Source organism: Bradyrhizobium sp. in8p8 (assembly GCF_000426845.1).
In the GTDB taxonomy this organism is placed as follows: Bacteria; Pseudomonadota; Alphaproteobacteria; order Rhizobiales; family Xanthobacteraceae; genus Bradyrhizobium; species Bradyrhizobium japonicum_C.
On record NZ_KE384580.1, the window covers coordinates 93464 to 115588 of the forward strand.

At 65.3% G+C, this 22125-nt stretch carries 16 protein-coding genes and 1 pseudogene; 5 read left to right on the forward strand and 12 right to left on the reverse strand.

Annotation, left to right across the window (positions count from 1 at the left end; all coding sequences use genetic code 11):
• Positions 1-1139: 1139 nt before the first annotated feature.
• Positions 1140-1360 (reverse strand): annotated as a pseudogene (locus tag K408_RS40685) (integrase); the annotation flags it as partial.
• A gap of 10 nt (positions 1361-1370) precedes the next feature.
• Positions 1371-2489 (reverse strand): hypothetical protein, encoded by a 1119-nt coding sequence (locus K408_RS0137160; protein WP_024342301.1) that lies wholly within the window; start codon positions 2487-2489, stop codon positions 1371-1373.
• A gap of 204 nt (positions 2490-2693) precedes the next feature.
• On the opposite strand from K408_RS0137160, the gene K408_RS0137165 reads away from it, so the two are divergent.
• From K408_RS0137165 to K408_RS40155, 5 genes are all read left to right on the forward strand, one after another.
• Positions 2694-2939: a type II toxin-antitoxin system VapB family antitoxin gene (locus K408_RS0137165; RefSeq protein WP_024342302.1), complete on the forward strand. Its 246-nt coding sequence runs from the start codon at positions 2694-2696 to the stop codon at positions 2937-2939.
• Positions 2939-3334: a type II toxin-antitoxin system VapC family toxin gene (locus tag K408_RS0137170; protein WP_024342303.1), complete on the forward strand. Its 396-nt coding sequence runs from the start codon at positions 2939-2941 to the stop codon at positions 3332-3334. Before K408_RS0137165 ends, K408_RS0137170 begins: the two co-directional genes overlap by 1 nt.
• Before the next feature lie 223 nt (positions 3335-3557).
• Complete coding sequence (locus K408_RS0137175; RefSeq protein ID WP_029674514.1) at positions 3558-4748, forward strand: RHE_PE00001 family protein; 1191 nt, start codon at positions 3558-3560, stop codon at positions 4746-4748.
• 188 nt (positions 4749-4936) lie between these two features.
• A complete protein-coding gene (locus K408_RS0137180) occupies positions 4937-5908 on the forward strand; it encodes an AAA family ATPase (RefSeq protein WP_245265940.1) in 972 nt (323 codons plus the stop codon).
• A 7-nt stretch (positions 5909-5915) separates the two neighbouring features.
• Positions 5916-8255 carry a S8 family peptidase gene (locus tag K408_RS40155; protein ID WP_035698962.1) on the forward strand — a complete coding sequence of 780 codons (2340 nt, stop codon included), beginning with the start codon at positions 5916-5918 and terminating at the stop codon, positions 8253-8255.
• Between the two features lie 625 nt (positions 8256-8880).
• On the opposite strand, the gene K408_RS0137190 is transcribed toward K408_RS40155, so the two are convergent.
• From K408_RS0137190 to K408_RS0137240, 10 genes are all read right to left on the reverse strand, one after another.
• Entirely contained in the window at positions 8881-9192 is a 312-nt protein-coding gene (locus K408_RS0137190) for a DUF736 domain-containing protein (RefSeq protein WP_024342307.1), read from the reverse strand.
• A 661-nt stretch (positions 9193-9853) separates the two neighbouring features.
• Positions 9854-10780 (reverse strand): ArdC family protein, encoded by a 927-nt coding sequence (locus K408_RS0137195; protein ID WP_024342308.1) that lies wholly within the window; start codon positions 10778-10780, stop codon positions 9854-9856.
• 299 nt (positions 10781-11079) lie between these two features.
• Positions 11080-11667, reverse strand: a complete 588-nt coding sequence (locus K408_RS0137200) for a hypothetical protein (protein WP_024342309.1) — start codon at positions 11665-11667, stop codon at positions 11080-11082.
• Between the two features lie 396 nt (positions 11668-12063).
• Entirely contained in the window at positions 12064-12384 is a 321-nt protein-coding gene (locus K408_RS0137205; RefSeq protein ID WP_028139088.1) for a hypothetical protein, read from the reverse strand.
• Positions 12384-12605, reverse strand: a complete 222-nt coding sequence (locus K408_RS0137210; RefSeq protein ID WP_024342310.1) for a hypothetical protein — start codon at positions 12603-12605, stop codon at positions 12384-12386. The genes K408_RS0137205 and K408_RS0137210 overlap by 1 nt, the downstream gene beginning before the upstream one ends.
• Before the next feature lie 203 nt (positions 12606-12808).
• Positions 12809-13672, reverse strand: a complete 864-nt coding sequence (locus tag K408_RS0137220; protein ID WP_024342312.1) for a DUF7007 domain-containing protein — start codon at positions 13670-13672, stop codon at positions 12809-12811.
• The gene (locus K408_RS0137225) at positions 13669-14142 is read right to left on the reverse strand and encodes a UCP036055 family protein (protein ID WP_024342313.1); all 474 of its coding nucleotides are present in this window, start codon (positions 14140-14142) and stop codon (positions 13669-13671) included. Before K408_RS0137225 ends, K408_RS0137220 begins: the two co-directional genes overlap by 4 nt.
• 91 nt (positions 14143-14233) lie before the next feature.
• On the reverse strand, positions 14234-15913 hold the full coding sequence (locus K408_RS0137230; protein WP_024342314.1) for a ParB/RepB/Spo0J family partition protein: 1680 nt from the start codon (positions 15911-15913) through the stop codon (positions 14234-14236).
• Between the two features lie 257 nt (positions 15914-16170).
• Positions 16171-21267 (reverse strand): helicase-like domain-containing protein, encoded by a 5097-nt coding sequence (locus K408_RS0137235; protein WP_024342315.1) that lies wholly within the window; start codon positions 21265-21267, stop codon positions 16171-16173.
• Positions 21268-21435: 168 nt separating this feature from the next.
• Positions 21436-22041, reverse strand: coding sequence for a DUF1419 domain-containing protein (locus K408_RS0137240; protein WP_024342316.1), 606 nt, complete (start codon positions 22039-22041; stop codon positions 21436-21438).
• Positions 22042-22125: the final 84 nt, after the last annotated feature.

The following is a 22125-nucleotide window of genomic DNA, read 5'->3' on the forward strand; positions in this document are numbered from 1 at the left end:
TCAAAGAGACCCTGCCGCGCAGCTCCGCAAAGTGCTCCGAACCGTCCCCCTCCCCCACTCTTGCCAGCGCGGGCCGCCGCGACATTATTCACCGCAGATGATGTGATGGCACGCTGCATCCAGCCCCCTTCAACCCGCTTCAGCCGCCCTCGTCAGCGACACGGGCCTTTCAGCGCCCACGTTGGACGGGCGAAGAGTCGGCAAAGTCGGCTCACTATTCCCGAGCCGTCGCAGATGAATCGAGGGCTTCCCCGCCAACGCTGTACCGCCGCCGGGCAAACACGCTGTCGACGCTTCGGTCCGGATCTGCTGGACATGCCCCGCCCGGCGCGCGGCGAGCGGATATTCGAGGCAGTCTTCCAAAATACCATCGTCGCCGAAGTCTCACAAATTCACGACGCTGGATAAACGCCTCTTGCAACGGGGACTTTCTGCGGCGGCGCCACGTTCCCGTACGCCGCCACCGGCGGGTCCTGGATGCCATCCCGTTCGCGACCGCGACCGGATAGGCGACCTGGACTCGGTTCGCCACCTCGGCCGGGCACGACCAAGCAGCAGAGAACTGGCCTCGCCCGGCTCAATTGTAATGGCAGTGACTTGACCCGGCTTCGGACAGTCGGCCGAGGCGACGTCCATCGCCAAGCTTGAGATGCGCTTGGTTCGGCGCATTCGCACGCAGGGGCGCGGCATCGCTGGAGTTAGGGATGGGGCCATCACATGCGACATTGGGATGACCCGGTCGAGGGGTGAATCGACCTCGCGGCGGACTGTCCTAATCGAGTTCAACAAGACGAGGCGCCCAGTGCCGAAGGCCAGCCGCTCCTTTGGATAGCAAGCAGCAAAGCAGCCGCACCGAGCCTCGGCCCGATGGGAGATCCGCCGAGATCCGAGCTGCGAGCCACTCCAACATAGCGACATCGGACGGGCGGAACTCTTGCCAGATAACAGCGCCCCGGGAAGAGGTTGTTGTCAGCTGACAACAGGGGGCTTGCCTGGGATGGATGTTGTCAGCTGACAACATCTCCCTGTTGCGCTGGCTCCCAATGCCATTCAGCACAGGCTCGCGGGAAGCACCAAAGAGGAGGGGTGGCATTCATAGAATGCTAACCTTAAAAATTCGGCCTCGGACGAGTTTCGCGCCAAGCTTCGAGATAGGCGAGGTCCGAGGCCAGCGCCCGCAGACTATTCTCGCCATGCCCTCGCGCGCGAGGTGCTTCAGCGTTTCGACGTCGTCGTCGGTCAGGAGCGCGGCTAGCCGGTCGCGCCGTTCCATCGGCAGGATCGAGGCCAGCGCGTCGAGCTGTAGGGCCCGCCGGGTTTCGGGGTCGGAGACCAGTGCGCGGGAGGTGATGCTGTCCATCGCCCCGTCCTCAAAACCCATAGGTCCGGTCGGCCCATCGGAGCAGCACGCGCGCGTCGCGATCGGGCAGACGCACACGTTGCTCCTTCAGGCCTTGCGCGATCGCCTGACCTACGTCGGGGTCGACCCAATGGCCGTGGGTCATCAGGAAAAACCAGCCGAACGGGAGCCCGAGCTCACGGTCGACCGCCTCGATCCGGTCCATCAGGAGATGCACCGACGCGTCTGGCGTCGGCAGCAGCCGCTCTTGGGGCGGCTGCAAGGGCCGCGGGATGAACCCGATCTCACGCTCGCCCTTGTAGGTGTAGTCGCGAACATCTAGCGCCCAATGCGCAAAGACACGCTGCCTACCCGCGCTCGAGTCCTCCCAGTCGCGAAAGAAGCGAATCTCCCGCGGCACGTAGTCGAACCAGTCGGGGACCGCCTCCAGGAAAGGCGTCTCGCGCGTACCGTCGGGACCGACCTCGCGGATAACCCGCCGCTCCATCTCGGGCCGCTTGGCCTCTCGCTTCTCGCGCTCGATGCGGCCGCAGCGCTCCAGAAAACTACGGATATGGACGAAAGCGCCGCCGGCGCGGTCAAGCAAGCGGTAAAGGGGGCCGGCGAGGCGGTCCCTCTCTGGCGGCTGATCCCGGCGGGGCCAGCTTGGATCGAGCAGTTCCTCTTCGCCCCGGGGTCGATAGTCGGGATTGACGATCGGGGCGGCCTGCCACTCGCTTTCACGGCCGAGCGCGATCTGGATGTAATCGGCTGCGCCGGGTCCGGTCGGCGCGAAGACGAACGCGCTGGTACCGCGCCATTCGGTGATCAGGAGATCCGTCTCCTTGAGGCGCCGCCACAGCGCGTCAATGTCGCCGTCATCCTTGGCAAGCTCGCCTGTCATCCATGGCCGCAGTTCGCCGATCCGCGTGCCATCCGGTCGAATGACCGAACGGGTGTCGCGCCAGTAGTCATCGTCGATCCGCGCGGCGCTGAACTGAAAGCCTGGGAAGGCGTGGGCGAGGGCTGGGACGAGGTCGTCGTCAGCGGAGGCCGGGTCGAGGTTTGCTAGGACGGCCTCGATGGAACCAGCGTCGGGAGACGGAGAGGGGAGGCGTTCATTGAAAATTAACCATAAAAGCCACCTCATATGCCGCGAAGGCCGCGCGTCTTAGCGGGATTGCCGCGATTTCCGTAGCGCGCGATCGGCAGGCTGCGCCCCGTCGCCTTGAGCGGGGGCCGAATCGGCGGGGCCCAGGACCTTGGTGGCCCTGCCAACGGCGTAACCGGCTCTTCCTTCTGTGTATCCGAGGTGATATATACGGATACACGATACGATCTAGAGGAACGCGTCATGGCTTTCCACATCAAGAACCCGGAGACCGACGCGCTCGCCCGCAAGGTCGCGGCGCTGAAAAATATCGGCCTCACCGAAGCGGTGCACGCGGCACTCGCCCATGAGCTCGAGCGCGAGCAGGGCAAGCCGTCCTTGGTCGACCTCGGCATCCAATTCTGCCGGGATCTCCGCGCCAGGGGCAACCCTGTCAAGGGACAGCCGGCCGACAAAGCGTTCCGCGACAGCCTGTACGAGGACGATTGATGTTCATCGACGCCTCGGCCTTGACCGCGCTGCTGACCGACGAGGACGAGGCGCGGGAGCTTTTGGCCCGCCTGCAGCGGACCGGGACGCGTCTGACGTCGCCGTTGGCGGTGTGGGAGGCGGGGGTCGCGGTGGCGCGGGTTCTTAATCTTTCGGTCAGCGCCGCCGCGGAAGCGGTCGACGGCTATCTGGCGCTGATGGAAATCGCCGTGGTGGCGGTGCCGCCGGAGACGGCGCGGATCGCATTGGATGCCTTCGACCGGTTCGGCAAGGGCCGGCATCCGGCGAGCCTCAATTTTGGGGACTGTTTTGCCTATGCCTGTGCCCGGCATCTGGGGCAGCCCTTGATGTTCAAGGGCGGCGATTTTCCGCAGACCGACATCGAGGCCGCCTGAGGCGGCCGCCAGGCCGTCCCTGCAACCGGAAGGGCAGGGGACTTTGTCTTCCGGAACGGCAAAGCGCCTCAGCATGGCGGGCTCACGGGCCGATCGGGTGCCCAGACGATGCGATGTCCGAGGCTCCCCAGAGCTCAGACTCGCTGATTTGCGCCGTGACGTCCAACCCTATCGATAAGGGGTGGTTATCGATAGTGAGAGGTGGCCGGGAACATGCCTCGCTATGACGGAACCCAAAGCTGTGTTAGCTTCCGTTTCGGTGATTCCTGTTAAGGTTATCAAGACCTTGTCGCCCAGCTACAAAATCCCCGATCCGCTGCCCTGGGCCCAGCTCGCCGGTCCGCTCGCCGCCGTCGAAGATGCGCTCGCCCGCCTCGACGAGCGGCTGGCCAGAAGTCCGATCCGCGAGGGTTGGGTCGCCCGCACCCATTATACCGATGCCTGCGCCAGTCTGTGGCTGGAAGGTGAGCTCGTCCATCTCGAAGATCTGGTTCTCCACGACGCCGGCATGGATATCCGCGCCCCGACCCACGAGCTGACCCGAGCCCGGGCCGTGCTGCGGACGCGCCGTCGCATCGCCGACGCCAAACCCGGCTGGGCGCTGTCGGTCGCCGGCCTTGCTGGCTTGCGCGGCCGGGAAGGGGAGGACGACCGGGAAACGGCGAGGGGAGACGAGCGCGACGACGCCGAATTCGACGGTGACGACGAGGCCGGTATCGACGGTCAGCCCGGGCTCATCGAGACGGACCAGCGCCTTGCGGCCGCCTTCGCCGCGGTCGACGCCGCGATGGTCCGCGCGGAGCAGACGTTAGCCGGCGAGGGCCGCCCCCGGACGGAGCGCGATCCGCTGGTCTACGATCCCGACTGGGACGAAGACGCCCGGATCGAGGACTGGCGCGCCACCCTCGACCAGACTCGCCCCCTGCCCCCGACCTTGGCGGCGGCGATCGCAGCGGAGGCTTGGGACCAGATTGCACCGCTACAGCATACGCCCTGGCTCGGCCGGCTGCTCGCAGCTAGCGTGTTGCGCGATCGCGGCAAGTCCCGCTGGCATCTGCCATGCCTGCACGAGGGGCTGAAGGCGATCCCGCGTGAACGCCGACGGCCGCGCGACGCTGCGGCGCGACTCGCCGTCCAGCTCGAGGCGATCACCGCTGCTGCCGCGGCCGGCCTCAAGGACCACGATCGCTGGCTGAACCAGCGCACCCTGCTTACCCGCAAACTCAACGGCCGCCGCACCACCTCCCGGCTGCCGGCACTCTTGGACTACGTGCTGACCCGCCCAATTGTCTCGGCCGGCATGATCGCCAAGGAACTTGGCATCACGCCGCGCGCCGCGCAGGACCTGGTGGCCGAGCTCGGCTTGCGCGAGGCGACCGGACGGGGACGCTATCGGGCGTGGGGGATTCTCTGAAAGGCCGCCCCCTGCTTGGGCTGTCCGAAGTTTGCATATGTATTTCGGACATCCAATTTGCCATCTGTGGCCGTCGGCCATTTGCGTTGTTTAAATCGGGCAGTAACCCCATCGTGAAACACTTCGATTGAGGTTATGATTCGTCCCACAGGGGAAAGTAAAGCAGAGCCATGGCCCGCGGGGAGTTGATGAAGAAATTGCTGGCCAGCTACGGTCGGGACGACGAGTTCCGCGCCGTGGCAGAGCAAATCATCGACGAGGAGGAGAAGAAGAATAATCGCGCTCTGGCACGGAGCCTGCGCAAGACGCTCGAGGCTGGCCCGAGCCGGCCGAGCGGTCCCAAGGCGCTCGCGCCCCTCATTCCCTTTCCCGAGGCGGCGGCGGATTTTATCGAGCGGGTTGAGCCGCGGCACAGCCGGAACGACATCGTCCTGGGCGCGACGAACGCGCGCGTGCTGCTTGGCCTCGTCAAAGAGTTTCGCCGCGCCGATGAAATTCGGCGCCACGGCCTCAGGGTGCGCTCGAAACTCCTGTTCTGCGGGCCGCCGGGCTGCGGCAAGACGCTGTGCGCGGAGATTTTCGCCGCGGAGCTTGGACTACCGCTCTTTCTCGTCAAGCTTGACCGGCTGATCTCGTCCTACTTGGGTGAGACGGCCGGCAATGTCCGCAAGATTTTCGAGTTCGCCCGCAAGCAACCGTGCGTTCTGTTTTTTGACGAGTTCGACGCGCTGGCGCGCTCGCGCGATGACAGCAGCGAGCACAATGAGCTGCGCCGCGTCGTCAACAGCTTGTTGTTGTTCATCGACCACATCCAGCCGAAGGGCTTCTTGATCGCCGCGACGAACCTGGACCGATCGCTCGATCCGGCGGTCTGGCGGCGGTTCGACGAAGTCGTCTGGTTCGACAAACCTGGCCGGTCGATGATCGGGCGATTCTTGCGGTTGAAGTTCAAGAATGTCGACCTCACCTTCGATCCGATGCAGCATGCCGCTGCGCTGGAAGGCTATTCCTACGCCGAGATCGAGCGGGTCTGCACGCAGGCGGTCAAGTCGATGATCATCGACCGCCGCAAGCAGATGCAGGAACGCGATTTCAATCGCGCCTTGGAAGATGAGGCGCGGCGCCGAGCAGGACAGTCTCGCCTCGCGCCGACGAGCTAGGCGCATCGTGGCACGCTACGATCATCTTGAGCTTGTCCGGCTCCCCGAACAATTCGAGCGCCGCAAACACGGCGGCGGCGGGCCTCCGCCAACACGCGATCGCGACCAGCACAGCACGAAACTGCGCGACGAACTCGATGCGGCGACGCAGGCGCAGAGAGGCCGGCGAAAGCCTGAATTCGTCGATCCCTCTCTGATCCTGCGCGTGCAAATGACGGGCGCCCTGCTTGAGGAGGACTGGGAGCGTTTGGGGCTTACGGTCTTGTCGAGCGATGCGGACCGCACGCTCGTTCTGTTCTCTTCAAACGAAGACATGCAGGACTTCCGCGCCCGCCTCGATGCCTACCAGCGCGGCGCGCCGCCCGGCCAGAAGCACGCCCCGTACAACAGTTTCGTCGCAGGGATCGAGAGGATTGGGTCCGTCGAGCCCCGGGACCGGATTGGTTCGCGCTTCCAGGAGGAAGGGTTTGCGGACTTCAACGACTTTGTGCCCCAAACATCCTACCTGGTCGATATCGAGCTTTGGGACCTCGGCGAGCGCCGTCTGCGGGAACGCAAGATCGAGGAGGTCATCCGTTACGTCGAGGCCCGGGCCGGCGATGTCTTGGATCGCTACATCGGTCCCTCGATCAGCATGTTTCGCGCGCGCCTGACGGGCGAGCTCATTCGTACCCTGCTAACGATTGAGGAGGTAGCGACGGTCGATCTGCCACCGGCGCCGGATGTAACGACGGCGGAAGCACTCGACCTGACGCTGGCCGAAGCTCCCGCGCTGAACGCGCTTGCCGAGGACGCGCCGCTCATCGGCATCATCGACAGCGGCGTCAACGATCACCCGTTCTTGGCGGATATTGTCGCCGGCGCGATCGGCGTTCCCGCCGATCTCGGCACGGCAGACGTTTGGGGTCACGGCACCCGGGTCGCCGGCGTCGCCGTGTTTGGCGACCTGCGCGCACAGCTCGCCGCCGGCGCATTGCAACGCGGCGCCCGTATCTGTGCGGCGAAGGTCGTGAACGATCGGGGTGACTTTGATGATCGCCGCCTCGTGCCCTCCCAGATGCGCGAGGCGATCACGACGCTGAACCTGCGCTTCGGCTGTCGGATCTTCGTCGTGGCCCTGGCCGACCGCCGACGCGTTTTCGATGGCGGAAAGGTGGGGACGTGGGCGGCCACGCTCGATGAACTGGCGCGTGAGCTCGACGTCGTCATCATCGTCTCCTCCGGAAACCGCAGCCCGCGAGGCGGCAATCGTCTGGAACAGGCGGTGACCGAATATCCGCGCTATCTTCTGGAGGACGCCAATCGATTCTTCGAACCCGCCGGCGCATTGAATGTGATCACCGTCGGCGCGCTCGCGCATGGCGAGGGTCTCGATCCGGATCGGGCCGAGGATGTGGGCGTGCGCCCGATCACGCTCTTGCATGAGCCGGCGCCGTTTTCCCGGATCGGACCTGGTCCTGGCGGGGCGACGAAGCCCGACGTGGTCGAGATCGGCGGCACGCTGATCTTCGACCCCATCGTCGCGCGTCTGCGGGGCGGGGAGGATGTCGGCAGCGCAGGCGTCCTGACGCTGTATCACAGCTATCTTGATCGCCTGTTCACGGCCGGTTCGGGCACATCCTATGCCGCCCCACGAGTTGCGTTCAGCGCCGCCCAGATCCTGACGCGCTTCCCGCAGGCCTCAGCCAATCTGGTGCGCGCGCTCATCGTAGGTTCCGCGGAAATCCCGCAGCCGGCCCAGGAGCGGCTTCAGCTGCTTGGTGTGGACGCGACGCGCGCGATCTGCGGGCACGGCCTCGTCGATCTGGAACGCGCGGCGTTTTCCGACGACGCGCGCGTCACGCTCTACGCAGAAGACGAGCTCGCCCTCGACCATTTTGCCGTTTATCGCATTCCAATTCCCGAAGCGTTTCAAGCGGGAAATGGGGAACGCTGCATTCGCGTGACGCTGGCGTTTGATCCACCGGTGCGACACACACGAACCGATTATGCAGGTGTCGGGATGAGCTTCCGGCTGATTCGGGGCTGCCAACCTGATCTGATCTTTGAGCACTATCGAAAGCGCGAGCAGGACGATGGTCCATTTCCGGAGCTCGCCGGGAGATACAATTGCAATCTCGTTCCAGGTCCCCAGGCGAGGGAGAAGGGGACCGTCCAATCCGCCACCGTCACGTTCAAACGTGGCATCGAGGACTATGGGGATAGCTACTATCTTGTCGTGCGCTGCGAAAGCGGCTGGGCCACCCATGTCGATCGGCAGCAATTCGCCGTGGTCATCGAGCTCTTGCAGAAGGACGAAGTGCAGCTCTACGAAAGAGTGCGGCAGCGGCTGCGTCTTCAGGCGTGACGCACCGACAGAATGCCGGCAGCACGCGACCGACGTGAAACGTCGAGCTTAGCCTTGATCCCCTTGATTGAGGCCGCCGCGGTTTTGCTGACTGGGAGTTGCTCGAGCACGTGGCAGGCATAGACGCGAGCAATGCGGCGCCACCCACGAAACGAATGCCGATAGCCTTATAGTCATCCAGCGAGCGCGCTAGGTGTGTCTCCTATAGGCGCGCCGAGCGCGCTCAGGCACTTGGGCCAGATCAACGTGCAGCACGATCCGCGCACCTCTTTCCGATCGGCGCCGCCGCTTCGGCATCGAGCAGAAGCGCAGGATCTCGTCGCGGAGCTCGGGCTGCGCAGGGCGCCAGACGGCGCCGTATTGCGCGTGGGACGTTTTGTAATGGTGCCCCTCGTGCGGGATCGATAAGGTCACTTTCCTCGCTTAGATTAATGTTAGTTATCGTAGTCCAACGACGGCTTTGGCCTCCAGCTCAAACCAGGTCGGCTCATATCCTCCTCATGCTACGATTCACGGGATCAGCTAAACTGACTCCATACCCGCGCCGGCGCCCTGAGCGTACCCACATCTGCTGACGTCGATGCAGAAGCGGCCCCGCCTTTCGGCGGGGCCGCTTCGTCGGCCGTCAATCCCGGCTCGGGCGGGACCAGATGAGCTGGAGACCTTCCTGGCCTTCCACCTCGATCAGGGTGGCGTAGATCGGAGCCGGGAAGCTCGGGTCGTCCAGCTTGACCGAGAGGTAATCGCGCTCGGTGTCCCTGGCGGTCTTCTGCCAAGCCGCTCCCAGCTCGACATTACCGGCGAAGATGCGGAAGTGCGGTCCCTTGTCCGAGGGGTTATCGACCCGAACCAGCTTGGCCCTGGCATTGAGCGCGAGGGTACGAACCGTGCCGGTGAAGCCGTTGCCGATCGAGGTGAAGGTGCCGATGGTTGCCATTGTGGTGTCCTTTTCAGTTTCCCGGGCCGCGCCCATCGCGGCCTCGATGGCTGGCGACAGACCGGAGGCGGTCGACCCGCACCCCGCAGGGGCCGGCACGCAGTAGAGGGCAGCCAGGGCACGACTTTCTTGATTTCCGCGAGGAATGGACGCGCAGCGATCCAGGGGAAGAAAGTCGTAACCGGCTGTTGCGGGGGTAAGAGCGAGGCGGCGCCTAAGCGACGACGCCCTTCGGTCAGACATGCCAATCGAGGACGACGTGGGTGTGCCAGAAGAAACGGTCGAGGAACACGAATTGCGATCATCGAAACCCAGACCGAGGAAAGAACCCGATCACCGCTCACCACACATCTGGCAATTCCTAAAGGCTTGCTGGTCGAGGCCCGAAGCAGGAACGCAAGCGCAACTCGCCGTCAGGAGTTACGCGGCCCGCAAGGTGAACCCGCAGGCCGCGAGCGAGATTTGCTAGGCAAATTCGACGACCCGTGCAAAGCCCGAACGTCGTCCAACCTCGAAAAAAGGCGAGCAAGAACGTCCGGTCGCGCAGCACAAGAAATGAAGGAGCGCTGGCCGCAGCGGCCAAGCAAGGGGCTGCGGTCTCTGCATTAGTCGCCAGATAAGCAAGGGCCGGCAAGCGTCGGCGCCGATCGCGGCGCGCTAATCATGCTGCCTCCTCGACGTCTGCTGCCTTCGGCTGCTGGTCGTGCAGATAGGCAACGGCGCGTTGTGCATGCGCGGCAGCCGAGAAGATGAAGCGCTTCTCATTAGACAAGAGCTCCAACCACGACGCGAGGTAGCTTGCATGATCCGGCCGAGGTTCCAGTTCAGGAGAGATCCCGAGATCAGCGCAGAGGAAGCAGCTGCCGAGTTCGGCGATAAGCTCTTCGCGCGCGCGTTCGCTCCGATCCTTGCCGTAACGGCTGAGATCGCGATTAACGCGGTGAGCGGGAGCAGTCCAGTGCACGGTCTCATGGGCTCTGACGGCGACATAGGAAGCCGTGTCGCGAAAACTTTCGATCGGCGGCATCTGAATGTGATCGGACGAGGGCGCGTAGAACGCCGTCGAGCCGCCGTGGCGAACAATCGCGCCGGTGTTGGCAAAGAAAGCGTCGGCGTGCGCGTTGCGCTCGATCGGTGATGCGACGACGGGCGGCCGACCGTAGTAATGCACGGGCAAGCCATCGATTTGATCGACGCAGAAGACGGTATAGGCTTTGAGGAAGGGGATATCCCGTTCGACTTCGTCGCCGTGAGCGTCGGTCTCCCTCTTGGTGAAGCGGCTCGCATACACCACAGTACTGCCGGTCTCACCCTTGCGGACATGCGCGCCAAGTTCACTGGCCTGCTTGAACGTCATCCACATCGGCGAGCGGAAGCCGCGCGCGATGGCTTCTGACCAAAGCAGCAAGACGTTGATGCCCGTGTAGGGCTGGCCGTTGTGTCGGAGCGGTCGGGTGATGCGGTCCGCCATATTCGCGGCGGTCCAAGGTTGAACCCAGGGGCGCACGCCGCGTTCGAGCTCGACGATGATGCGGTCCGTGATGCGGGCGTACAGGTCGCCTCGCGATTTTTCTCCGTTCTTGCTCATTCTAATAACCTCCGTTCGGGAGGCCGCGCTCATCGCGGCTCCTCACGGGGTCCGCCACAGCCGGGCTCAAAGTCCGCGCACCCGAAGGGCCGAAGCAGCGCGAAGGACGGCGAAGCCGTTGCGCGGACGTCGAGCCCGGCGCAGGACCACGGACCGGGAGGGGCCGACGATGGCGAGCAGCACGGGCGGCGGCTCGCTTTGTTGCAGCGTCGATACGAAAAAAGGGGCCGGTCGCGCGGACCGGCCCGTCAGGTGGCTTCTGTGGAAGGGGCGCGGGGCTCGAGGCCCCGCGCTGGCGGTTAGTCGAACGCCGACATCTGCACCTTGGCCGCTTTCCGGCCGACGGTGTCGGTCGTGTTGTCGATGGGACGCTCGAAAGGCTTCCAGGTCTCACCGACGACCCGTTCGTAGGCGGCGACGGCGCCTTCGGCAGCCATGCGAAGCGCGTGAGCCTGCGCGCCCATGTCGGCGGCGAATTCACGCTTGCGCTGTGCCTGGCTATCGAAACCGACCGGACCATCGAGGTCCTCATCGCGGCTGTCGTTGGCGAGCTTGGCGGTCGCATCTCGCGCTTCAGTGACTGCTCGGGTGTAGAACTGGCCGGCGCCGTGCGCCGATCCGACATAAGCACCGACGATCCGTTGAAGGTGGATTTGCATGGCGCGTTCGCTCAAGCCGTCCTTGAGCGCGTCGGCGGTTTCGACGATGAGCCGCTCATGCAGATCTCGGATACCGTCGCTGTCCAGGATTGCGAGGCCGAAGCTTTCGGAGATGCGCTGCGCCTGCGCCGAATCGGGACAGGCGAGCCGGACCATCTCGAGCGTGGTGCCCTTGCGAAGCGGGATGACACGGGCGCTGGCGCGAGAGGAACGAGCAGTTTTGGTCATGGTGAGATCCTTTCTCGGTTTCGCCTTGAGAGCGATCGGCCCTTTGCCAGCGCTCCCTCGGGTGCGGTCGACCAGAACCGGCTTCAGCGGGCCGCTTCAGGGGGCGGCGGCTGCCAAGGCGAGCATAGGTGAGTTGCGGGCGAGCGGGCCCTCAGGCCTGCGAAGCACGCGACCAACCATCGCGAGACGGCGGCCGCCGATCGCCTCGCGACTTGCCCTTGAAGCGGACCGCGGCCGGTTCAGACCGCAGCCCAAACCGAGGGAGCGTCGGCCAAGGGTCAGTACGCCGCCGAAACCGTGAGAGGTCGGGCCAAAACTGCTGAACTCTCCGTCTCGACATGAAGGGTCCGCGCGCGCCGCTCGCGCTCCAATAGGTGGATCGTTGGTCTCTCACCGTCACGCAGCGGAAACGCGATGGTGCGTCCGAAACTCGGCGATCGCCGTCTCCTGCCGATCGAGCTTTCGCGTGAGGGCGTCGATCTCGCCACGACGGGCCAAGGCGAGCTCCGCGACATGCTGCTGAAACAGCCGCTCATCCGCATTCGTCCAGCTCGATGCGGTCCGGCGGTGCTGCCGGCTCCTCGCCCGGTCGGTGTTTGTCAGCCGTTCGGCTCGTGCCGCGATCTGACGTTCGATGACGCCCAGATGGCGCTTCGTCTCGGCTTGCTCGGCTTCCATGCGCGTGAGCAGGAGACGTCGGTCCGGGGGCTCGATCATTACACCGTCCCCGTAGACGATACGGGGAAGGCGGCATTCGGCCTGTAGACGCTCGACGACGGGATGGCGTCGCCGATGGCCGCACAGTCGATGAGCGCTGACTTGGCGCCGGCGTGCTTGCGCATGTCTGCGAGGATGCCATCGCTTGCGCCGGCGATGGCGCTTGCGGGATTATGGTAGGCATGCGCGAGGAGCTTCACGGCGACAAGGTAGGCGTTCATGACTGCCCCTCCTTTCTGTCAGCATCGGCCGGGTCAGGCTGCGGCGCGTGGATGGACGCCCGCACGGCGCGCCTCCAGGCATCGGAGCCAGTGAAGTGCCGTCTGAGCCTGGGATGCCAGACAACGAGGATCGGCGTGTCGCCGTCCTCGTCAGTCGCCGCAAGCCAACCGAAAGCTTTGGCAAAAAGGGGCCAGGGCATGGGTCACCTCCATCCGGCGAAGTCTGATGGGCCGCCGTAGAGGCGGTGACGCGCCTCATCGATCACGAAGCCGAAGCGGCCGACGTGATACTCGCCGGAGGGGACGAGGAAGCGGCGCTCCTCAGTTCCGGGCCCTCGCTTCCCGCCGATCGTCGCAACGACCTCGACAAAACCGCTCTCGCGCTTGGACGTGATGGCGGACACAACAATCCAGTCCCGTGCATGCGCGTGGTCGAAGACGCGGCGATCCTTTTCGCGGGACTCGCCTGGCTGGAGGGTCGTGCCAAAGATCGTCTCCCAGGCGTCGGGCCAGCTGTCTTTGATCGTTCTCTCGGCGCAGCGGCGTTCAAACGCCGTGAAGAGATGCGGGAAGGTGATCGCAACGGCGGCCCATTCGGCGTCTTCTTCGTACCAGCCGCCCTTTGAGCAGAGCATGGCATGGACCCTGCGGTTGCGCTCGGCGGAGAGGTGGAAGCCGCCGTGGCCCGCGGTCGAGTGGCGGACCACACCGTCGGCGTAGAGGGTGGCGCCTTGCGAGGCGCCCCACGGCGTGTTCGCCGCGAACCGCACGTCCTTGCGACCGAGCGCACGCTTTTCGCGCTGATGCTCGGCGTTTTCAGCAACCTTCGATCGGAATGCCGCCTCGTCCGCCAGCGCGCCGGAATGGCCGTAGAAGTCGGCGCGGTGCCATTCCGCGATCGGCCGGCCGATGCGCCAGCCCGATGCGAGATAGTGCCCGCCACCGCGCGCCGGCAGCATCGCGAAGGCGGTTTCGCCCACGCGGGCTGCGAGGAAATTCTCGGCACTGCGTCCGTACTCGACCTCCGGATTTCCGGAGCTCACGTCCTGCGGGAGAGAAGCGTTCATGCTGCCCTCCCTTCGACGGCGCCCGCGCCGACCTCGTCGGCAGTCACTTCCTGGAGCACCGCGTCCGGATAGCCATGGCGCGTCAGCCACTCCTTCGCGTCGACCTCATTGGTTGCGAGATAGACGAGCTCGCCGCTGTCGCCGGCGCGGTCGAACACGCGGACCGAGCCGATCGCGGGACGTTCGACGACGGTGAAATGCAGCTTCGCCTCTAGTGAGAACGTCCGGTGGACGCGAATGGCGATGACGCCGCCGGCGCCATAGTCGACCTCGTGCAGGGTAAAACAGGGCGACAGCGAGACCTTGCCGGCGTCTCGTCCGCCCTGCATTCGGATCAGGCGGCCTTTGCTGTTGCTGGACTGCCAGGCGGCGAGCTTCTTCCTGAAGCGGGCCGGCGGCTGCGGCGTTCCGTCGGACCAGGCGACGATTGAGCCGATGGGTGCGGTGTCGAAGATCGTGTGCGCGGACATCGTGTTCTCCTCATTTGCGCATGCGTGAAACAAAGCCGCCGCCGGCCGGGCCGGCGGCGGTGGATCGTTCGGAAGGAAGGGCGCGTGCCAGTTATTCGGCCGCCTCGCTGAATGCCTCAGCGTCGGTCGCACCGTCAGCAAGCTCGTCGCCTGTGCCGTCGACTTCCTCATCGCCTTCGTCGTCCCGGGCGGCCGAGCCGGAGGACAACCAATCCGAGAGTTTCGTCGCATCCGGCGCGAACAGCGCGGCCGGATGAACGAAGTGACCTTCCTTGAAGTGCTCGACGAGCGCGGCGCGTGTGTCCTTCACGCGCTGGCGCGGCAGGATGGGCGTGTCCTTGCACGAGGCCTCGAGCGCTGTGCGCGACAGGCAGGACAGGAAGTCCTCCGCGCCCATATTCGGCAGGAAGGTGTCCGCGCCGACCACCGCGCCCGCGACGCGGGCGACGATGCCGCTATTGGTGGCGTTCTCCCGGCACGAGAACACGTCGACCAGCATATTGCGCGCCGCGACACGAAGTGTGTCCATGTCGAAGGAGAGTTTGCCGTCGGCGTCGAATAGCGCCGCCGCGTTCTTCGCAAGCCGGCTGTGGCCGTAATAGATCCCACCGCTTGCCGTCGTCACAGAGACGTTCTGGCCTGCGAAAGCGAGGATCAGCAGCGCCATCAGCGTGTCGTCCTCGATCGAAGCGCGGCCGAGCGCCTCGCGCAGCGCGTCGGTGCGGTAGTCGCCGATCATCTCGACGCCCTTGCGCGTCACGTCGGGACGTGGCTTCGAGACCTCGCCGACATCGTCCGGAGCGTTGTCCGATCCTGCGCCGATCTGGTCTTTCGGCTTCTTCGCCGCAGGCATGCGGTAGTGCACGGTCTGCACACGGCCGTCGCGGTCGAGATACATCGCTGTGCAGTCGGACTTCGCCGGCTTGCCGTAGACCCGCTCAGCCTTCGGCGGCAGCTTCACCTCTCCATAGTTGGTGGCCTCCGCGATAATGCCCTTCTTCGGCAGGTTGTTCGCCATCCACTCCTGCTGGGCACCGAGGAACGCCTCAACGTCCGTGGTATAACGGCTGTCCTCGTCAGCCGGAGCAAACAGGTCCTCGACCCACTGGATTCCGTAGGCCTGCGCAAGGTCGTCGCCGAAGCTCGCGTGGCGCGCGTGCATGCGGGTCTTCTGCAACGCTTGTGCGACACTCCACCACGAGACCTGCGGATCTGCCTTCGACGGCTTGTGCTTCTTCCAGACCTCCTTCTGCTCGTCGAGCGAGGCTGCGGCGATGGTGCGGAGGTGCTGCTCGTTCGGCATATCGCCCTTGGCCATGTGGTCGAGCATGGCGGGAAGCACGTTCGCCAGCAGGCGCAACTTCTTGATCTGACGCAGCGGCAGCGCGAGCGCGACGCCGATCGCCTCCTCGGTCCAGCCGAGCGCGACCAGGCGCTCGATCGCACGCCACTGATCAACCGGGTTCAGCGCCTCGCGGGCGATATTCTCGATCATCGAGCGCATGGCGCCGTTGTCGTTCGCAGCCTCGTCGACGAGCGCGTGGATCTCCTCGAGACCGGCGGCGATTGCCTGCTTCACCCGGCGGTGGCCGGCGTTGATAACGTAGCCATTGCCACCGGCTGTCTCGGGCGTGATGACGGGCGGCTGGACGATACCAACAGCCTTGATTGTCGCGAGCAGCAGCGCGTCGGCCTGCGGCGTCGACTTCGTCTGGCGCATGCGATCGGGGTTCTCTCTCAGCGCGCGCGGATCGACCTTGATGAGTTGCATGGGAACACTCCTTTGGGGTTGCGGACCGACGCTGCCGGCCCTTTCTCGTCTTCTTCTCGAAGACACCCCTGGGCCCTGCGGAGCGGGCGGGCCGGTGCAACTGCGGCCGAGCATCCCTGCCCGGCGGGACCAGTAGGGCGTAAGCCCTGCGCAGGACGACGGGTTAGGATCGCGCAGGCGGCGGTTGAGCGCAGCGTCGACGGCCCGCCCGATCTGCGAGCTGGCCTTCTCCCTTTCTCTTTCTTCTCATTCTCTATTCACGCGGCCGCGGCGATCTCCCGGGTGCCTTCGCCGTCCTCCGCCAGCGCCTTCTCTACCTCGACAAGCTGCCGGCGCTTTTCGGCAAGCTCGCCAGTGAAGGCGAACTCGCCTCCGTCGCGCGATTCGTAAGACGCCAGCCGTCGGCGGGCGTCGGCCAGGCGCTGGCGATAGCGCTCGCGCTCGCCCTCGAAGTCGTCGAGTGCGTGCTCAAGGCGAGCGACCGCTCCGAGCGGCGTGACCGTCACCGGCAACTCCATTTCGTACTCGGCGCCGGTTCGCTGCAGCATGGTGGTGTAGCGGTAGCCATCGTGACCGATGCGCTCTCCGCTGTACGCGACGTCGAAGCCGCCGATCGAGGCGATGACGGTCTCGCCCTCCTGCTGGAGTTGCACCAGCGTCAGGATCTCCTTCATCAATGCGCGGCCAGCGGGCTTGCGTTCCCTACACGGCTCTCCCCTCACTGACATGCTGAACGCATCTCCAGCCGTCGGTGTGAGGCGCTGGATGTCTTGGCCGATTTCGCCGATGCGGCGGTTGGAGAGCTCGATGTCGCGCTCGGCCTCGCGCATCTGCCGCCGCACTGCGTGCTGGTCGTCGATGTGCGCAGCCCGCAGCCGTTCGAGCCGCGCGATGTCGGCTTCGAGACCAGCTTTCTGCATCAAGCGCGGGTCGCCCGACGCGATCGCCTTTGCCATGGCGAACTGGTTGACCTGACTCTCTCCCATGTCCTCAAGCCGGCGGATCGAGGTGTCGCCGGACAGCGCAGCGGTGATGAAGCGGGCCTTGCGCTCATTGTTCTGCCACATCTGCGCATCGAGGCTGCCTTCGGTCGCATAGGCGAAGATGTCGACTTCATCGTGCTGGTTGCCCTGCCGCACGATGCGGCCCTCGCGCTGCTCGATCTGCGACGGAAGCCAGGGCACGTCGAGGTGGTGCAATGCCTTCAGGCGAAGCTGCGCGTTGACGCCGGTGCCCATTGTATCAGACGAGCCGATCAGGAAGCGGACCTTGCCGGCACGCACGTCGCCGAACAGGCGCTGCTTTGCCTCCGACTTCTTGTAGTCCTGTATGAAGGCGATCTCGCCCGGTGGCACGCCGAGACGGACCAGCTCGTCGCGAATCCAGCGATAGGCGGAGAAGCCGCGGCTCTTCTCGACGCTGATGGTGCCGAGATCGGAGAAGATCATCTGCGCGGCGCCAGGCAAGTCGAAGGGCTTGCCATCTGTCCGCGTGTAGTTGTTCTCGGCTGTCTCGTTCCAGATGCGGAAGGCATTGCCGACGAGCAGGTTCAGCTTGTTGTCGGCCTCGTTGTCGCTATCCGGATCAACCAGACGCAGGTCGATTGCGGCGTGGCGGCCGTCGGTGATGACTGACAGCAGGATGTCATCGCCGGGCTCGGGTGCGCGGTCGCGCTCTTCGATCGCCTTGATGCGCTCGCCGAGCCGGATCTGGTAGCGCTTGAATGCCGGCGACGGCTTCGCAGTCAGGATCTGGCGCTTGCCGGTCGAGACCGCCGGCACCTTCACGTACTGACGCAGGTCATCCGGCATCACCACGTCTGCAAAGGAGCGGAACATGGCGATGAGCTCCGGCACGTTCACGAAGGTGGCAAAGCGCGTCACCGGCTTGTATTTGCCGGATGGCTGCAGCTCAAGTTCGGTCGTGACGTCGCCAAATGTGCTCGCCCAAGCGTCGAACTCGTGCAGGCCATGCTCGAGGAGCGCCTCATAGCCGAGGTAGCGCTGGACCGAGAACATCTCGCCGAGCGTGTTGGTGATCGGCGTGCCAGAGGCGAGCACCAGCGCGCGGCCAGGGTTCTTCGTCTCGATGAAGCGGGATTTGACGTACAGGTCCCAGGCGCGCTGTGAGCCGTTCGGATCTACGCCCTTCAGCGTCGACATGTTGGTCGCGAAGGAGAGCTTCCTGAACTCCTGCGCCTCGTCGACGATGATCTGATCGACGCCAATTTCGGAAATGGTCAGCAGGTCGTCCTTGCGGGTCGAAAGCGATTCCAGGCGCTCCTGCAGGCCCTCCTTCAATCGCTCGAGGCGCTTGCGCGAGACGCGGTCGTCACTCTCGACCTTGGTCAGAAGGGTCTCGTAGAGTTCGAGCTCGTCCTGGATCATCTGCTGCTCGAACGCCGATGGCACGGCGATAAAGCGGAATGCGCTGTGCGTGATAATAATCGCGTCCCAGGTCGCGGTCGCCGCGCGCGCGAGGAAACGGTGCCGCTTGTCCTTGGTAAAATTGGTCTCGTCGGCGACGAGGATACGGGCGTTCGGATAAAGTGCGAGGAACTCGCGTGCGGCCTGCGCCAGGCAATGGCCGGGCACGACCAGCATCGCCTTGGCGACGAGGCCAAGCCGGCGCTGCTCCATGATGGCAGCCGCCATGGTTATGGTCTTGCCGGCCCCGACCGCGTGGGCGAGATAGGTCGAGCCAACCGAGACGATGCGCCAGATGCCGCGCTTCTGGTGCCCATAAAGCACAAAGGCGGCTGAGGCACCCGGAAGCTTCAGGTGCGAGCCGTCGAAGGCTCGTGGCGCGATGTTGTTGAAGCGCTCGTTATAGACGCGCGCCAAGCGGTCGGCGCGATCGGGATCAGACCAGATCCAGCGCTGGAAAGCGTCCTTGATCTTTTGCAGCTTCGTCTTGGCCGCCTCGGTGTCGACAACATTGAGGACGCGGCGCTCGCTGTCGCCGTCCTTGACCGTATCGAAAATCTGCGGCACGCGGCTGTTCAGCGCGTCGGCGAGAAGCTCGCCGGCGTGCCGGCGGTCGGTGCCCCACTCTGATGTGCCGGCCGCTGTCCAGCCGAGCTGGCGGGCCTCCACGGTCCACGATGCGAGCTCCGGCATGTGGTGAATCCTGATCTCGGCGTCCATTGTCGCCTTGACGAAGGCGACGACGTCGGCGGCCGGAATCCACGGCGCGCCCAGACGCGCCGTGATGTCTGACGGCCTGAGGTCCGCGGGCTGCACGCCTTGCAGCGCCGTGACGTTGCGTTCGTAGGAGAGGTCGAGCGCGGCAGCGGCCTCCGCAACCTTCAGCTTGTCCCGCACGTGACCAGAGAGATAGTCGTCAGCCGTATGCCACGAGCCGTTAGCGGGATCGCGAAAGACGGCACTCCCTAGTTCGGCGACGACGTCGTCGCGGTCCCGATGCAGCAGCTCGGCGATGTGGTCGATGTCGACGCGCCCGCGCTCGTTGAGAACAACGGCCAGCGCGTCGGTTGCGCTGGTGATCACCGGCGGGGCAGGCGGCGAGATCACGCGCTCGGTGAAGATCGGCCCAGGCTTTGCGGTGTTGGTCTCGAGGTCATAGTCCTCGATCGAGGCGACCAGCCAGCAATCGGGATCGTCGAGGAAGGGCTGGATGTTCGGCCGGCGGTGCGTCTCGCGCACCTCGCCGCTCTCCTCGTCCTCGGCGGTCGAGACCGTCGTGAAATTGATCGGGCCGAAGTCCCGAACGAAGTTCGACCAGGCGATGCGCAGCCTGACCTGCGCGTCCTTCCACGGTCGGTCGAGCTCCTGCGCCTTCAAGACCTCGCGCACAGCGTCGCGGACCGGGATCAGCTTCCGGATCATGCGCACGTGCTTTTCCGGAATGCCGTCGGCGCTGCGGCCTTTGCGCGCTTTCACCGCGACCGGCTGGCCGTCGAGGACCTGCATCAAGCCGTGGGCCTTGTCAAAGAAGTAGCTGCCCTCGCGCACGTGGCGATCGGCAGGCCAATCGACGTCACAGGGATCACCGGCTTCTGCCAGGTCGGGATCGATCACCTCCGGCTCGCCGTCATAGACGGCTTCCGGCAAGAAGCCGATGGCGGCTTTGAGTGTCGCTTCGAGATCCTCATCGTCGCGCGGCAGACATGTATAGGCCTCGCCGAACGGACCGGACGCGAGCGCGTGCGCGCCGAGCACGAAGTCCGGGCGCTGCACGAACCATCTGTTCACGCGGATCGCGCTCTCGTCTTCCGCCGCCAGCCGAACCTCGTCGAGGTCGAGCCATGACAGGTCGCCTTCGGCGTCGCCGACCTTGCGCTTGCGGAAGAACAGGATGTCGACGAAAACGTCGGTGCCGGCGCTGGCGCGGAAGCTACCCTCGGGCAGGCGAATGGCTGCGACCAGGTCGGCCGACTTCGCGATGTGCTGACGCGCCGAGGCGTCCGCCTTGTCCATCGTGCCGGAGCTCGTGACGAAGGCGGCGAGGGCGCCGGGCTTCAGGAGGTCGATCGCCCTCGCGATGAAATAGTCGTGCAGCCGAAGGCCCATCGACCTGTACCCGCGATCCGAGCGCACGGTCCGGTCGGAGAAGGGCGGGTTGCCGACGGCGAGGTCAAAACTCGTCGGCAGCTCGGCGCGCGCGAAATCGCCTGTGACGATCCGCGCGCGCGGCTGCAGCAGCCGGGCGATGCGCGCAGTGACGGGATCGAGCTCGACGCCCGTGACGTGGGAGGTCTCGCGTAGCTCGTCCGGCATCAGCGCCGGAAACAGCCCGGTGCCGACGCCCGGCTCGAGCACGCGGCCGCCGCGCCAGCCGAGGCGCTGCAGACCAGACCAGATCGCGCGGACAATGAACTCGGGCGTGAAGTGGGCGTACTGGGTGCACCGCGCGAGCGAGACGTAGCCGGCGTCGTCGACCGCATCCTCGAGATCGGCGCCGATCTCCTCCCAGCCACTCGCGAACTCGGATTCGCCCGGCTTGCGGAAGACGCCGTTGGCGAGCTCGGAAGCGCCGAAGCCCGTGAAGCGCATCAACTGCCGCTGCTCGTCCTGCGAGGCGGACCGCTGCTCCGCCTCGATCTGCGCGGCGAGCCGAATGGCCGCGACGCTGTCGCGGGCGCGCTGCTTCCAGCCCTTTGCCAGGCCACGGTCGCTGGCGAGACGGAAATTGTCGCCGCGCGTGCGCGCGTTCGGCGCGCACAGCCGGGCGGGTTTGAGCGCCGGTCCCGCGGGAGCCGGCCCTGGCGGTGTTGCTCTGTCGTCGTGGTCACCGTCCAAGTGGGCGGCGAAGGCGGTGACGCCGAGGCCGAGGCTAGAGGAGAGGGCGGTGTTGCCGAAGAGGTCGATCGTGAAAGGGTCGTCCTGCGCCATTGGAAATGTCCTTCTGCTGGGCGCGCGCGACCGCGTCGCCGCCGCGGCTGCAACGGGCGGCACGGTCTTGCGGGATTGACGGGAGAGCCGGCGGGAGGCTGGGTGCCGAATTGCGAAGCCCGGCACTGGGCCGGGCTATTCGCAGGTCGACGAGGGCGGGCGGCCCGGCTAGGCCGCGACCGCTTCCGGCAGGTGGCGGAGCTGCACCGGCAGTTTCGCTGCGATCTCCATTTCGGTAAGGTCGTCCAGCAGCTTCAGCCCGGTGCCTTGCTGGCCAGCGTAGACGAGCACGGTGCGGCGGCCGCGCACGGCGGCAGGCCAGTGCTCGCCGGCGTAGCCGCGGTAGTCGTCGTGGGTGCACGACCAGATGTGCTCGAGCCGCTCTTCGCGCGTCATCGCCCGGACAGGACGAGACTCGCGCTCGATGATCGCCGCTTTCATCCGCTCCGGTGACGCTCTGTCCGACAGGTCGCAATAACCGTGGAACCAGCGCATCTGGCCGTCGATCGACAGTGATAGGAAAACGCTTGTCACACTTGCCGTCATGAATTCACGCATCGCGAACATGTCCGCGCGCATCCATAGCGGCGGCAGGATGTCGAACATGTATTCGTGCTCGGACTCAGCGATCTCGAACCACTCGCCGCCGAAGAGGTGCCCTGCCTCCTCCTCGGCCATGGCCGGATGGCCGCGATGGCGGTTGAACAAACGGTGCATCTCGTGGCGCGTCGCGACGCCTTCGAAGACCTTGCGAACGATAGGTGAGGTGTGCATCGGCGGCTCCTGTTGGCCTGACCGGAATGAAGCGCGAGCGATCCGCCTGATCTCTTCGTCACTCCAGTCCTTCATCACACCTCC